The sequence below is a fragment of the Micromonospora sp. NPDC047793 genome (assembly GCF_040642635.1).
In the GTDB taxonomy this organism is placed as follows: domain Bacteria; phylum Actinomycetota; class Actinomycetes; order Mycobacteriales; family Micromonosporaceae; genus Micromonospora.
The window spans coordinates 152,815-166,929 of the sequence record NZ_JBEYSG010000011.1 but is presented as its reverse complement, the minus strand read 5'-3'; the positions used below and the strand labels follow the sequence as shown (position 1 = coordinate 166,929).

Genomic DNA, 14,115 nt, shown 5'->3' with positions numbered 1-14,115 from the left:
TCACGTGACCGCACGGCTGCCGCTGTTCCCGCTCACCACGGTGCTCTTCCCCGGGCTGGTGCTGCCGCTGCACATCTTCGAGGAGCGCTACCGCGCGCTGGTCCGCCACCTGGTCGACCTGCCGCCGGATACGCCCCGGGAGTTCGGTGTGGTGGCGATCCGCAGCGGCTGGGAGGTCGCTCCCGGACCCGACCGGATCACCCCGGGCACCGGCGAGGTGACCCTGCACGAGGTGGGGTGCACCGCCGACCTGCGGGAGGTCGCCGAGTTGACCGACGGCGGATTCGACATCGTCACGGTGGGCCGGCGACGGTTCCGGGTCATCGAGATCGACTCCACCTCCGCGCCGTACCTGACCGCCGAGGTGCAGTGGCTACCCGAGCCGAGCGGCCCGGACGAGGCAGCCGCGCAGCTCGCGGCCCGGGTCACCGCCGTGTTCCGGCAGTACCTCGGCCTGATGCGGGCCGAGCCCGAGCAGCTCAGCGAGCAACTGCCCGAGGATCCGACGGTGCTCTCCCACCTGGTGGCCGCGACCGCCGCGCTGACCGTGGCCGACCGGCAGCGGCTGCTGGCGATCGACGACACCGCCGCCCGGCTCCGCGCCGAACTGCGGCTACTCAACCGCGAGGCGGCTCTGCTGCGCCAGGTGCGGGCGGTGCCGGTGCCGCTGGCGGAGCTGGCCACGGCGCCGCCGGCTCCGAACTGACCGGCGGCGGCGCGGCACCCTCCGGGTAGCCGACCGGCGACGCCACGGTCCCGCCCGGGTGGTCGAGCGGCGGCCGTGCGGTGCCGTCCGGGTAGCCGGTCGGCGGGACGAACCAGGCCGGGTCGGGCTCCGGCTCGGGGCGCAGCGACGGCCACCGGGACCAGCCGGCCAGCAGGGTGTACGCCACCGCGGCCCCGAACGCCGGCAGCAGCAGATTGCCGTGCGGCACCGGCAGCACCCCGAGCACCATCTCGATGCCGCCGGCCCGCAGGTCGGCGGGTTTGGCCAGCCGGGTGCCGTCCGGCGCGCTGTCCAGCAGTCGCTCGTAGCCGCTCAGCCCGATGCGCCGCCCCACCTGCCAGGCGACCAGGGCGGCGGCGAGGCCACCGGCCACCACGACGACCAGGCCGACGGGTCCCCGGTAGCGCCGCAGCACCAGCCAGACGACGAGCGCGGCGAGCACCCCGAAACCGAGACCGAGCAGGCTGAACCAGCCGTCGGCGGCGATCGGCTGCTCCGGCTGCGCCTGGCCGTAGACGGCCTGGGTGGGGCCGCTCTTGATCACCGGGGTGGCCGGTGCGAGCACCGCCCAGAGCAGCCCCAGCGGGGCGCCCAGCAGACCCATCACGAGCACCGTCAGGGCACCGACCCGCAGCGTACGGGCAGGATGGCGCGGCGGTCCGGTCGGCGGCTGCGGGACGACCGGCGGTGCCGGTGCGGGCGGTTCGGCGGCGGGGGTCTCCGGGCTCACCCGATGATCCTCGCAGTTGCCGCCGGACGCCGCGCACAGTGTCGCCACTCCGCCACCACCGTCGGTGGTGAGCTGCCCGGACGCGTCAACGGCCGAAGGGCTCCAGCATCGCCGCCGCCGCCCGCAGCCACGCCTGCCGGGTCTCGCCCTGGAGTTGGTGGTACTCGATCGAGGAGCCGGTCTCCAGCGCCGGGTCGTACGGCACCACGGTCACCGCCCGGGTCCGGGTCGCAAAGTGCCGCTCCAGGTCGCCCTGCAACGGCAGCCGGCCCGGCGTCGGGCAGGAGATCAGCGTGACCGCGTTGTCGGCCAGCTCCCCCATCCCCTCCTCGTGCAGCAGGTCGAGCATCCAGTCGGCGCTGAACGCGGCGTCCTCGCGCGGCACGGTGGTGACCACGAGCTGGTCGGCGGCCTGCATGACGGTGCGCCAGTTCGGACTCTCCACGTTGTTGCCGGTGTCCACGCAGATCACGTCATGGGTGCGACGCAGCAGTTCGAGCACCCGCTTGACGGTGAACTGGTCCAGTCGTTGGGCGAACCGGGGGCTCTCCTCACCGGCCAGGACGTCGTACGAGCCGTCGGAGGCGTGCCGCAGGTAGTCGTCGAGGATCTCCAGCAGCTCCGGGCCCTCGCGGATCTCGATCTGCACCAGGTCGGAGACCAGATGCCGGATCGTCCGGGCGTGCCGGGCGCTGCCGGCGCGCAGCCCGAGGGTGCCCCGCAACTCGTTGTCGTCCCAGGCCAGCACACCCCGCCCGCGTACGCTGCCGACGGTGGCCGCGGCCAGCACGGTCGCGGTGGTCTTGTGCACGCCGCCCTTGGGGTTGGCGAAGGCGACCACCCGGGGGGTGCCCAGGTCCCGCCGGAGCACGGCGGCGGCCCGTTCCAGGTCACCGCCGGAGTTCTGCGCCCGCCACTCGAAACGTCCCGGACGGCCGCCGACCGCCCCCGGAGGCGCCTGCGCCGGCGGGCCGGGCGGTGCCATCGGCGGCGCGGGGGCCGGCGGCGCGGGAGGCGTGGGCGGCTGGTAGCCACCGTTGTCCAGCAGCGCGTACCGCGACTCCACCGGCGGTGCGGCGTGCCGGTAGCCGTTGTCCAGCAACGTGTACCGCGACTCGCCCGGATCGGCACCCCGCTGGTCGGGACGGCGCGGATCGGCACCCCGCTGGTCCGGACGGCGCGGTTCGGGACGGCGCTGGTCGGGGCGACGCTGGTCGGGCGGCGGCGGATACCCCGGATCGCCCGGATAGCCGGGTTCGACCGGAGGGCCGGACTGTCCCGGGTACGTCGGCGCGGGACGCGGCGGCTCGACCCGGTAGCTCGCCTCGGCCCGGTAACCGGGCTCGCCACCGTACGGCTGCCGGTTCGGCGGCGGAGGGCCGACCGGCGGTGGCCCCATCGGCGGGGGGCCGACCGGCGGGGGGCCGACCGGCGCGACCCGCCCGGAGTAGCCGGGACCGGGACCGCGACGCGGCAACGGCTCGGTCGAAGGTGGTGGTGGTTCCTCGTCGGTGTGTCGCTCGGCGGCCTGGTCACTGCCGCGACCGCCCAGGCGGGCTCGATCCAGCAGCGCCCGCCAACGCGGTGCCGGTTCGGCGGGACGTCCCCAACCGGTCTCGCTGCCGTCCACGGCTCGCCCTCCCCGCGCTTTGGTTTCCGTCTGACAGGCTACGAACGAAACCTTATTCAGGCCACACCGGGCGACGTACCGATGTGTCCGCAACCGTCACGGTGTCGGGCTCGCTTCGCTCTCCTCGGCGCTGTCCACCGAGGTGGAGGGCGTCTCGCGGGGGATGACGGGCGGTGCCGACGAGGAAACCGCCGGTGATGGTGACGAATCCGTCACCTGCGGCGAAGCCGACGGGTCGCGCTCCGGAGTCGAGGGCGGCACGGGCGAGCCCGTCGCGGCGGTCGGCATCGGGGAGGCGGTGTGACCGTGGTCGATCGGCGGGCGGACCACGTCCTGCTGCTCGGGCAGCGGCGGGGTGAAGACGGTGCGCTCCAACCGCCGTACCTCCGGGGCCGGGTCGACCACCCGCACACCCAGCCGGGTCGCCACGCCGCGCAACTGCGCCGGTGCGGCCCGCACCACCAGGGCGTAGAGGCAGGCGCAGCCGGACCGGTACGCGGTGGCCTCCGCCGCCGCCACCTGCGCGCCGCTCTCGTAGAGCTCGCGCAACTCGCGCTGCTGCGGACCACCGCCACCGAGCGCGGCGGCCCGGGTGCGGTAGTCGGTCGCCTCCCGCTCCTTGCGCTCGGCCAGCCGGGTCATCCCGGCGGTCACGTCCTCCGGCAGCCGTTGGGCGGGGATCCGGACGATCTCGGTCTGTCGGTCCGGCAACGGCACCCGGCCGAAGACCACCGCCACGCCGATGTCACCGACGACCGCCGCGAGCGACTCCGGGGTGCGGTACTCGGTCAACGAGACCAGCGCGTACGTGCCGTCGGCGAGGGACGTGCCGGCCAGCGCGGCCAGGTCCGCGGCGGCGGTGCGCTCGTATCCGGGGATGGAGTCGCCGTCGGAGACCCCCACCCGGGTCACCTCGCCGACGGTGCGGTCCGGCACCGGCGGCCCGTTGGTGGCGAGCACGGCGGTGGTCAGCACGGCGGCGCAGGACAGCACCGCCACCCATCCGAGCAGCGGGACCCGGGTCGGTCCCTGGCCGAGTCGGGTCACCGCGGCGGCGAGACGGGGCAGCAGCCGCTGGTCCAACTGCCGCAGCAGGTCGCCGGCACGCACGGGCAGCCCCCTCGTCGGATCGGTCGGGACGGGTGGGGCGCGTCAGTCGCGGAGGATTTCCAGCGCACGTCCCAGGTCGTCAGGGTAGTCGCTGACGAAGCGGACCTCGTCCCCCGTACGGGGGTGCTGGAAGCTCAACTCTCTGGCGTGCAACCACTGCCGATCCAGTTTGAGCCGGGCGGCGAGCGTCGGGTCCGCACCGTACGTCAGGTCACCCACGCAGGGGTGCCGCATGGTGGAGAAGTGCACCCGGATCTGGTGGGTGCGACCGGTCTCCAGCCGGACGTCGACCAGGCTGGCCGCGGGGAACGCCTCGATGGTGTCGTAGTGGGTGATGCTGGGCTTGCCGCCGGAGACCACCGCCCAGCGGTAGTCGTGGTGCGGGTGCCGGTCGATCGGCGCGTCCACGGTGCCGCGCAGCGGGTCCAGGTGACCCTGCACCACCGCGTGGTACCGCTTCTCCACCTCGCGGTACTTGAAGGCCCGCTTCAACACGCTGTACGCCTGCTCGCTCTTGGCCACCACCATCACGCCGGTGGTGCCGACGTCGAGCCGGTGCACCACGCCCTGGCGCTCGGCCGCGCCGCTGGTGGCGATGGTGTGCCCGATCGCGGCCAGCCCGCCGATCACCGTCGGGCCGCTCCACCCGGGGCTCGGATGCGCCGCCACGCCGACCGGCTTGTCCACCACCACGATGTCGTCGTCGGCGTGGACCACCCGCAGGCCCGGCACCGCCTGCGGCACCACCACCGGCGCGCTGGCCGGCGGCGGCAGCGTCACCTCCAGCCAGGCGCCCGCCCGCACCTTGTGCGAGTTGGGCCGCACCGCACCGTCGACCAGTGCCGCGCCGTCGTCGACCAGCGCGGCGGCGGCGGTACGGGAGAGACCGAACAGCCGGGCCACGGCCTGGTCCAGCCGCATCCCGTCGAGGCCGTCGGGGACGGGCAGACTGCGGTGGTCGCCGCCGGCGGCGAAGGTGGCCGTCATGCCCGCTCCCGCCGTCCGTCGTCGGTCGTCCCGGCACGGGGACCCGGACCGGTCTCGGCGCCGTCGCCGGTGGGCGTCGCGTCGTCGTCCCCGGGCGTCGTGGCGGGCCGTTCCTCGCCGACGGCCCGGGTGCCGTCACGCTGACGGCCGGTGAACTCCAGGCCGACCGCGAGCACGACACCGCAGACCAGGGCGCTGTCCGCGATATTGAAGATCGGAAAGACCCGGCCGTACGGGTCGAAGACGCTGATCATGTCGACCACGTGCCCGACGAACCAGCCCGGTGCGCGGAAGATCCGGTCGATCAGGTTACCGGTGACGCCGCCGACCACCAGGCCGAGCGAGATCGCCCACGGCACCGAGCGCAGCGTCCGCGCCATCCAGGCGATCCAGCCCAGGACACCGAGGGCGATCACCGGGAAGATGAAGGTGTAGTCCGAGCCCATGCTCCAGGCGGCCCCGCTGTTGCGGGTCAGCGAGAAGTACAGCGCGCCGCCGAGCAGGCGTACCGGCTCCCGGTCGCTCAGCTCCTGCAGGGCCAGGTGCTTGGTGAACAGGTCGACCGCCACCGCGAACAACGCGAGGCTGACCAGGATCGTGACCGGCCGGCGCCGCGACTTCGTGGCGGTGCCCGGCGCGGCGGTGCCGGGTCCCGCGGGCGGTGCTGCGCTCATTCGCTCCCCATCGACGATCGCGGCGGTGCTGTCGCACCGCCGCGCACCAGTGCCGGGGAGACAGCCGTCAGCGCCGCTCCTCCAGCTGCTTGCAGGTCACGCAGAGAGTGGCCGACGGGAACGCGGCGAGGCGCTCCACCGGGATGGGGTTGCCGCACCGCGCGCACCAGCCGTAACCACCCTCGTCGAGCCGCTCCAGCGCGCGCTCGACCTGCGTGATCCGTTCCAGGATGCTGTTGGCGAGGGAGATCTCCTGCTCCCGCTCGAGCGTCTTGGTCCCGGTGTCGGCCTGGTCGTCCCCGGCCGAGTCGGTCAGCCGGTCGCGCTGCAGCTCGGTGATCTCGCTCAGCGTCTGATCGTACTCGGCGCGCAACTCGTCATGACGGGCCGCCAGCGCGGCACGGATCTTCTCGGTCTCCGCGGCACTGCGGGTGGACTTCGGCGCCGGCTTACGGCCCGCGGTCCTGGTGTCGGCTGGCTTGGCCATAGTCGCTCCCTCGGCCACGGAGCCACGGGAAATCCGTGGCACCTGAACAGGGGCCGCCGACATCGGCTGCCCCAGGTACAAAACGGGCGCGCGGCGACCTGGCCGCGCACTCCGGAGGTTGGCAAGGATACGGAACGTACAGGCGTCCGACAATCTGCCGCACCGAATCGCCCTATCCGCCCCGTTTCATGCCATTACCGGGGCAGGGGGAACGCTAGCAGATCGCGACCACGTCGCCGGCCGGTTCGCCGTCCCCGTACCCCCGGATCCGGCGTCCGCGCGCGGCGGGTGCCGGTCAGCCGGGCGGGCCCACGCCGTCGCGCAACCGGGACAACCGCGACACCGGATCCGGCCCGTCGGCGGCGACCAGGAAGAGTTTGTCGCGGCTGGCCGCACCGGTCCGCAGCGACACGGCCGCCGGGCGGACACCGAGCGCCTCGGCCAACGCGCGACGCGCCGCCTCGGTGGCCCGTCCGTCCACGGCCCGGGCGTTGACGGCGATCACCAGGGCGGGACCGTGCGGACCGTCGAACCGGCCACCCACCCGGGCCCGGGACGCCCCCGGCTTCACCCGTACGGCGACGGTGAGCACCTCGGCCACGGCTCAGCGGCGGCCGGACTCGGAGAGCAGGACGGTGCCGGGGGCGCAGAGCCCACACGGCGTGAAGCCGAGTTCGGCCGCCTCGGCGGCGGGCAGCGGCTCGTGGTCGCGCCCGACCAGGTGCACGCACTCGGCAAGGTGATAGCGGGGTCGACCGTCGACCACCCGGACCTCGTCCGGGAGCCGGGCCAGCCGTGCGGCCTGCTCCGGCGTGATCTCCTGGGCGGCCGGCTCGTCGTCGTACCCGTCGACCACCGCGCCCTCGGCCGGCGCCTCCGCCTCGACCGTCACCGGCGAACCGGGTGGTTGCCGCCACCCGGAGTCGCCGGTGTCGACGGTCGGCGGGACGTGCTGCGTCGGGATGCCCGACGGGCTTTCCTGGACGGTCGGCCCGGTGGCGTCCTCCGTCGCCCGCTCACCACGGGCCGCCGCGCGGCCGGTGGCGGCCTGACGGGCGCCGGTGACCAGGGCCACGGCGGCCAGCAGGCTGGCGCCGATCGAGACGACCAGCAACGGGCTGGAGCCGCCGGCCAGACCGAGCACCAGCAGCACCACGGCGACGAGGATGAGCGCGAGACTGATGATTATCACCGCTCACCCCCGTCGCGTCGTACCGATGAGGCAGGGCGGGCGACCGCCGTGTCGACGGCGGTCACCGGCCCGATTCAGCGACCGGCCTCGAGAGCGCCGGAGCGACCGCCGCCGTAGGAACCGGCGAGCCCCGCGGCGGCCAGGCCGTTGCCGGCGGCCCGGGTGCCGTCCCCGCGGGTCATCTCGGCCTCCAGGCCCTGCCCACGACCGTCGAGGTCACGCAGCTGGCTCTCCAGGTACGCCTTGAGCCGGGTGCGGTACTCGCGCTCGAACTGCTTGAGCTCCTCGATGTGCTTCTGCAGCGCGGTGCGCTTGGCGTCCAGGCCGCCCATGGCCTCCTGGTGCCGCTGACGGGCGTCCCGCTCCAGCGCGTCGGCCTTGGCCCGCGCCTCACGGGTGACCTCCTCGGCCTTGGAACGGGCCTCGGAGAGCAGCTGGTCGGCCTCGCGGCGCGCGTCGGAGACGTGGTCGTCCGCCGTGCGCTGGGCCATCATCAGCACCCGCAGCGCCTGCTGCTCGCCGTCGCCACCCGGCACCGCACCACCGGCGGAGCGGGTCTGCTCCAGCTCGGCCTGCATCGCGCGGGCGGCCTGCTCGGCGGCGGCCTTGTCCCGCTGCACACGGTCGAGCTGCGCCTTGACGTCGTTGAGCTCGGCGGCGAGGCGGGCGTCGCCACCGGGACCGGCCGGGGCACCGCCCCGACCGCCGCGCTCCACCTGGGCGCGCAGCTCGTTGTTCTCTTCGATCAGACGGGCGAGTTCGCGCTCGACCTCGTCCAGGAAGGCGTCGACCTCCTCCTCGTCGTAGCCCCGCTTGCCGATCGGCGGCTTCTTGAAGGCGACGTTATGGACGTCGGCCGGGGTCAGCGGCATCGAAACTCCTCGGGTCAGTTGCGGCCGCGATAGCGCGTCGGTCATCAGGCGGTCCTGATGATCGCCGGCTCTAACACAAACCTCATCAGCACGAACAGGATAACCAGGAGCACAAGGGAGGCCAGGTCGATGCTCACGGTACCAATTCGCAGCGGAGGGATCACACGCCTCAACGCCCAGAGCGGGGGATCAGTGACGCTCCACACGGATTCCAGTCCGGCCGATGCTCCGCGACCAGGTTGCCAACGCCGCCCGTACTGCAGGACGGCGCTCAACACGAAACGGGCCAAAAGAACGATCAGAAAGACATACGTGATCAGGTAGAGAACCTGTAGCAAGATCGACAACACGGCTTGTGGCGTCCCTCGGGTCGGGCGGGTCAACTCAGGCTGAAGAACCCACCCTCAGCGATCTTGGCCTTGTCCTCCGCGGTGACCTGGACGTTGGCCGGCGAGAGTAGGAACACCCGGTTGGTCACGCGCTCGATCGTACCGCGCAGCCCGAACGCCAACCCGGCGGCGAAGTCCACCAGACGGCGGGCATCCGCCTCGTCCATCTCGGTGAGGTTGATGATCACAGGTACGCCGTCCCGGAAGTGCTCGCCGATCGTCCGCGCCTCCCGGTAGGTGGTCGGGTGCAGCGTGGTGATCTGGTAGCGCTGTTCCTCCTCGGGCATCACCCGCTCACGCGGCTGCACCTGCGGCGCCAGAGCCAGGTTGTCCCGGGTGTGGTACGCGTTCGCGCCGGACGACTCGGCGGACGCCCGGGTGATCGACCGCACGCTGGACCGCTCGACCCGCTCCGGCCGCTCCGACTCCAGCCGCTCGGAGTCACCGAGGCGACCTCCGGCACGCTCGCTCAGCCGCCCCCGGTCGCCGAGTCGCGGCCGGGGCGCGGGCGCCTCCTCCACCTCGTCGTCGTCATCGTCGGCGAACTCCTCGGCGTACCGGCTCTGCCGGTACCGCGACTCGCGATAGCCACCCTTGTCGTAACCACCGTCGTCGTAGGCCCGCTCCTCGTCCTCTTCGACCAGTCCGAGCCAGACCCCCGCCTTGCGCAGTGCACCCATCCCCGCGCCCTTCCCGTCCGCCGTGCGGCACACGCCCCCGCCGTGTCGCCTGTCGCGAGTGGGCCGTTCCTGCCCACTGGACCGGAACGGCAATCCTCCGACGCGCAATTCGCGTTGCACGTCACGCCCCCCGTGGCGAGGAAGGCCGTTCCCGCAAACAACACTGATGTAATTTGCTTCCCTCGCGGCCAGGCTACCGCAGCGTGGGACGCATTCCGAGCAACGCGCTCCCGACGCGGACATGTGTCGCGCCGTGGCCGATCGCCGCCTCCAGGTCGCCGCTCATGCCCGCCGAGAGCACCGTGGCACCCGGATGTGTGGCGCGCACCTCCGCGGCGAGGTCGGCCAGCCGGGCGAACGCCCGCTCCGGCTCCCAGCCCAGCGGCGCCACCGCCATCAGCCCGGACAGCCGCAGACCATCGGCGGCGGCCACCGCCTCGGTGACCGGGCCGAGCCCGAGGTCCGGGTCGGCCGAGGAGGGCACCGCACCACCCCTGGACGGGTCGCCGTCGATGCTGACCTGCACCAACACCTCCAACGGCCGGTCCCGTCCGGCGGCTGCGGCGGCCACCGTGGACGCCAGCCGTACGCTGTCGACGGACTGGACCATGTCGGCGTACCGCAGCACCGACTTGACCTTGTTGCGTTGCAGCCGCCCGACGAAGTGCCAGCGGGGCGCGGCGCCGGCCGCGGCGACCTCGGCGGCTTTCGGGGCCGCCTCCTGGTCGCGGTTCTCGCCCACGTCTGTCACGCCGAGCCCGGCCAGCGCGACCACGTCGGCGGCCGGGTACGTCTTGGTCACCGCGATCATCGTCACGTCGGCCCGGTCCCGGCCCGAGGCTGCGCACGCGTCGGCGATGCGGGCGCGTACCCGGGCCAGCCCGGCGGCGAGCTCGGCGCGCCGGTCGGGCCGCACCAGTGCGGGGCTGTCGGTCATCGGCGCCGCTCAGGACCCGTTCTTGAGGAAGTCGGGCACGTCGACGTCGTCGAACAGCACCCGACGCGGCGACTGCGGTGGTGCCGGCACGGCGGGCGACACGACCGGGGTGCTCGGCTGCGTCGGCTGGTTCTGGTTGGTCTTGCGCGTCGGCTCGGCCGCCTTGTACGCCGGAGTGCCACCGTCGAAGCCGGCGGCTATCACGGTCACCCGCACCTCGTCACCGAGGGCGTCGTCGATCACCGCACCGAAGATGATGTTGGCGTCCGGGTGCGCCGCGTCGGTGACCAGCTGAGCGGCGTCGTTGATCTCGAACAGCCCCAGGTCGGAGCCGCCCGCGATGGAGAGCAGCACGCCTCGCGCGCCGTCCATGCTCTGCTCCAGCAGCGGGCTGGAGATGGCCGCCTCGGCGGCCTCCACGGCGCGGTTCTCGCCGCGCGCGCTGCCGATGCCCATCAGCGCGCTGCCCGCGCCGCTCATCACGCTCTTGACGTCCGCGAAGTCCAGGTTGATCAGACCCGGCGTGGTGATCAGGTCGGTGATGCCCTGGACACCGGAGAGCAGCACCTGGTCGGCGGTGCGGAACGCGTCCATCATGCTGATGTTGCGGTCGCCGAGGGCCAGCAGCCGGTCGTTGGGGATGACGATCAGGGTGTCGCACTGGTTGCGCAGCTCGTCGATGCCGGCCTCGGCCTGCACCTGACGGCGCTTGCCCTCGAAGGAGAACGGGCGCGTCACCACGCCGATGGTCAGCGCGCCCAGCTTACGGGCGATGTTCGCCACCACCGGCGCGCCACCGGTGCCGGTGCCGCCGCCCTCGCCGCAGGTGACGAAGACCATGTCGGCGCCCTTGAGCACCTCCTCGATCTCGTCGCGGTGGTCCTCGGCGGCGTTCTTGCCGACGTCCGGGTTGGCCCCGGCGCCGAGGCCCCGGGTCAGTTCGCGACCGACGTCGAGCTTCACGTCGGCGTCGCTCATCAGCAACGCCTGCGCGTCCGTGTTGATCGCGATGAACTCGACGCCCTTGAGCCCAACCTCGATCATCCGGTTGACGGCGTTGACGCCGCCGCCCCCGATGCCGACGACCTTGATGACCGCCAGGTAGTTGTGCGGAGGTGTCATCTCCGGTCCTTTCCCCTCGAGATTGGCTGCTCCCCGACCGGCTTCGGCGTGGCCAGACCTGCGGTCGACTCGGCTGTCACCAGCGAGGTCGCGAGGCAAACCCTCACCCTCTACTAGAGGGTTACAGTTATGTCAACCACTGATCCTCTTCCGGGCAACGTAAGCGCAGCCGAGCGATGTGCCAAGGACCGTTCCGGCGTGTCGCCCGTGGAGCGGGACGCTTCACAGCCTGACCGGCCACTCACCGGAAGGTGACCACGTCCGGCGCGCTGACGTCGATCCGGTCGGCCTCCTCGCGTAGGAGCGCGGTGGCGACCCGGGCCTTGTCCGCCCCGCGTGTCGCGTCACCCCAGAACACCGTGCGGTCGTCACGCAGCAGAACACTGATCCGGGCCAGCCCCTCCACCCGGACCTCGGTCAGCTCACCACGCAACTCTGGGGTGAGCTCGCCGAGCACCGTCAGCCCCGCCCGGGTGTCCGGATCGTCCGGCCCGGCGGCGGCCAGGCGCAGCAGCGGCAGGCCGTCCGGGCGCTGCGGCACCGTCCGGAACGCCACCCCGGCCGCGTCGATCACGTCGAACTGCTGCCCGCGCGGCACCACCGCCACACCGGTCCGTTCCGTCAGCCGCACCACCAGCCCGTCCGGCCAGTCCCGGTGCACGGTGACCCGCTCCACCGGCGGCAGCGTGCCGATCCGCGCCGCCAGCTCGGTCAGGTCCACCCGGGCCAGCGGCGCGCCGTCGGGCACCGCGGCCGCGTCCCGCACCTGCACGGAGGTGACCAGCTCGGCGCCCTCCACCCGCATCTCGCGTACTCCGAACAGGCCGGTGCCGAGCAGCGTCCAGGCGACCAGACCGGCGAGGGCCAGCACGCCACCGGCCACCGCCCAGGGCAGCGCGGCCCGCATCCGCCGACGCCGGGCCCGGGCCATGAACCGCCGGGTGGAGGCGGGTACCGCGTCCCGGCCGGCCCGGACCAGCTGCCACCGTCGGGTGGGACGGCGACCTCCGCCGCCGTCCACACCGGTGCCGCGCCCGCGCGCCGGGCCGGGACTCATTCCGCCGTACGGTCCACGCCGACAACCGCGCCACCACCGGCCGCCACCTGCGGACCGGCGGCCCGCGCGGTCAACACGACCAGCAGCTCGTCGCCCATCAGCGAGATCGGCGGGGCGCCCATCGTCACCACCACGTCACCGGGGCGGGCCCGCCGGGCCACCTCCACCGGCGCGTCCTCCCACGAGTCGACGAAGACCTTCTGCCCCGACGGCAGCGCCACCGCCTCGATCAGCGCCGCCGACCCCTCGCCCGGGCCGCGCAGCTCCCCCGGGCCGAAGACCTCCAGCAGCACCAGCTCGTCGGCGATCGCGAGCGCCTCGGCGATCTCCGCCTGCAGATCACGGGTGCGGTAGAGCCGGTAGGGCTGGAAGACGACGATCAGCCGCCCCTCGCCGGCCACCTCCCGCAACGTCTGCAGAGCCAACGTCATCGAGGTGGGGTGGTAGGCGTACTCGTCGTAGACGAGCACCCCGTCCACCACGCCCTTGCGCTCGAACCGTCGGCGTACGCCGGGGAAGGCCGCCAGCGCCGCCTCGGCCGCCGTCAACGGCAGCTCCAGCAGGTACGTCGCCAGCACCGCCGAGGCGCTGTTGAGCCCCATGTGCCGACCCGGCACCGGCAGCCGGAACTCGCCCAGCGACCGACCGTCGATGTGCGCCCGGTAGCGCACCCCCTGGGCCGACGACGCGATGTCGCTCAGCCGCAGGTCGGCGTCGTCGGCCTCGCCGTAGGTGTACACCCGACGCCCCTCGGCGCGCAGCGTGTCCGCCAGCCGCCGACCACCCGGGTCGTCGGCACACGTGATGACGAAGCCCGCCGGGTCGGTGAGCCGGGCGAACTCGGCGAAGGCCGCCTCCAGGGTGGCCAGGTCGCCGTAGGTGTTCAGGTGGTCGGCCTCGACGTTCGTGATGATCGAGACGAACGGCCGGTAGATGAGGAACGAGCGGTCGCTCTCGTCCGCCTCGACCACGAAGTACTCGCCGGTGCCGTGGTGCGCGCCGGAGCCGCCCTCGGAGATCTCCCCACCGATCACGAAGGACGGATCGGTGCCGGCCCGCTGCAACACCATGGTGACCATGGAGGTGGTGGTGGTCTTGCCGTGCGTACCCGCCACCGCCACCGTGCGCCGGCCCGTCATCGCCGCCGCGAGCGCCTCCGACCGGTGCAGCACCCGCAGCCCGCGCTCCCGTGCCTCGACCATCTCCAGATGGTCGGCGGGGATCGCCGAGGAGTACACGACGGTGTCCACACCGTCCAGGTTGGTCGCCTCGTGGGTCATGTGGATCGTCCCGCCGAGCGCCCGCAGGCCCGCCAGGGACGGCCACTCCCGCAGCTCGCTTCCGGAGACCGGCAGACCCCGGGTCAGGAAGAGCCGGGCCAGACCGCTCATCCCGACGCCACCCACCCCGATCAGGTGGATGTGGCCCAGGTCCTCGGCGGTCAGCGTGCCGGCCGGGCTGAACGTGGTCATCTGCGCCAACCTTTCGTTCGCGACTCCGGGGCTCGCAACCCCGGCTCAC

At 73.2% G+C, this 14,115-nt stretch carries 16 protein-coding genes; 1 reads left to right on the top strand and 15 read right to left on the bottom strand.

Features of this window, described 5'->3' with window-relative positions:
• The first annotated feature begins 4 nt into the window (after positions 1–4).
• Positions 5–706, top strand: a complete 702-nt coding sequence (locus tag ABZ738_RS21950) for an LON peptidase substrate-binding domain-containing protein (RefSeq protein ID WP_357215839.1) — start codon at positions 5–7, stop codon at positions 704–706.
• Here the strand turns inward: ABZ738_RS21950 and ABZ738_RS21945 are convergent.
• The 15 genes from ABZ738_RS21945 to murC all read right to left on the bottom strand — a co-directional run bounded on the left by ABZ738_RS21945 (position 618) and on the right by murC (position 14,066).
• The gene (locus ABZ738_RS21945; RefSeq protein ID WP_357215836.1) at positions 618–1,457 is read right to left on the bottom strand and encodes a DUF2567 domain-containing protein; all 840 of its coding nucleotides are present in this window, start codon (positions 1,455–1,457) and stop codon (positions 618–620) included. The genes ABZ738_RS21950 and ABZ738_RS21945 overlap by 89 nt on opposite strands.
• Positions 1,458–1,542: 85 nt before the next feature.
• Positions 1,543–3,087 carry an AAA family ATPase gene (locus ABZ738_RS21940; RefSeq protein WP_357215833.1) on the bottom strand — a complete coding sequence of 515 codons (1,545 nt, stop codon included), beginning with the start codon at positions 3,085–3,087 and terminating at the stop codon, positions 1,543–1,545.
• A 96-nt stretch (positions 3,088–3,183) separates the two neighbouring features.
• Complete coding sequence (locus tag ABZ738_RS21935) at positions 3,184–4,197, bottom strand: hypothetical protein (protein ID WP_176094872.1); 1,014 nt, start codon at positions 4,195–4,197, stop codon at positions 3,184–3,186.
• A 42-nt stretch (positions 4,198–4,239) separates the two neighbouring features.
• Positions 4,240–5,184 (bottom strand): RluA family pseudouridine synthase, encoded by a 945-nt coding sequence (locus tag ABZ738_RS21930; RefSeq protein WP_131054381.1) that lies wholly within the window; start codon positions 5,182–5,184, stop codon positions 4,240–4,242.
• The gene (lspA, locus tag ABZ738_RS21925; RefSeq protein ID WP_131054382.1) at positions 5,181–5,858 is read right to left on the bottom strand and encodes a signal peptidase II; all 678 of its coding nucleotides are present in this window, start codon (positions 5,856–5,858) and stop codon (positions 5,181–5,183) included. Before lspA ends, ABZ738_RS21930 begins: the two co-directional genes overlap by 4 nt.
• A gap of 67 nt (positions 5,859–5,925) precedes the next feature.
• Entirely contained in the window at positions 5,926–6,345 is a 420-nt protein-coding gene (locus ABZ738_RS21920) for a TraR/DksA C4-type zinc finger protein (protein ID WP_117227075.1), read from the bottom strand.
• A 295-nt stretch (positions 6,346–6,640) separates the two neighbouring features.
• Positions 6,641–6,946: a DUF167 domain-containing protein gene (locus ABZ738_RS21915; protein WP_131054383.1), complete on the bottom strand. Its 306-nt coding sequence runs from the start codon at positions 6,944–6,946 to the stop codon at positions 6,641–6,643.
• A gap of 3 nt (positions 6,947–6,949) precedes the next feature.
• Positions 6,950–7,537, bottom strand: a complete 588-nt coding sequence (locus ABZ738_RS21910) for a hypothetical protein (RefSeq protein WP_357215827.1) — start codon at positions 7,535–7,537, stop codon at positions 6,950–6,952.
• Positions 7,538–7,611: 74 nt separating this feature from the next.
• On the bottom strand, positions 7,612–8,409 hold the full coding sequence (locus ABZ738_RS21905) for a DivIVA domain-containing protein (protein WP_117227072.1): 798 nt from the start codon (positions 8,407–8,409) through the stop codon (positions 7,612–7,614).
• Between the two features lie 44 nt (positions 8,410–8,453).
• On the bottom strand, positions 8,454–8,759 hold the full coding sequence (locus tag ABZ738_RS21900; protein WP_111212523.1) for a YggT family protein: 306 nt from the start codon (positions 8,757–8,759) through the stop codon (positions 8,454–8,456).
• Between the two features lie 29 nt (positions 8,760–8,788).
• Positions 8,789–9,478, bottom strand: a complete 690-nt coding sequence (locus tag ABZ738_RS21895) for a cell division protein SepF (protein ID WP_131054385.1) — start codon at positions 9,476–9,478, stop codon at positions 8,789–8,791.
• Between the two features lie 193 nt (positions 9,479–9,671).
• The gene (locus tag ABZ738_RS21890; protein WP_131054386.1) at positions 9,672–10,415 is read right to left on the bottom strand and encodes a YggS family pyridoxal phosphate-dependent enzyme; all 744 of its coding nucleotides are present in this window, start codon (positions 10,413–10,415) and stop codon (positions 9,672–9,674) included.
• A 9-nt stretch (positions 10,416–10,424) separates the two neighbouring features.
• Entirely contained in the window at positions 10,425–11,537 is a 1,113-nt protein-coding gene (gene ftsZ / locus ABZ738_RS21885) for a cell division protein FtsZ (RefSeq protein ID WP_131054387.1), read from the bottom strand.
• Positions 11,538–11,778: 241 nt separating this feature from the next.
• Positions 11,779–12,558 (bottom strand): FtsQ-type POTRA domain-containing protein, encoded by a 780-nt coding sequence (locus ABZ738_RS21880; protein ID WP_176095947.1) that lies wholly within the window; start codon positions 12,556–12,558, stop codon positions 11,779–11,781.
• Between the two features lie 32 nt (positions 12,559–12,590).
• The gene (gene murC, locus ABZ738_RS21875) at positions 12,591–14,066 is read right to left on the bottom strand and encodes a UDP-N-acetylmuramate--L-alanine ligase (protein ID WP_131057402.1); all 1,476 of its coding nucleotides are present in this window, start codon (positions 14,064–14,066) and stop codon (positions 12,591–12,593) included.
• Positions 14,067–14,115 lie beyond the last annotated feature (49 nt).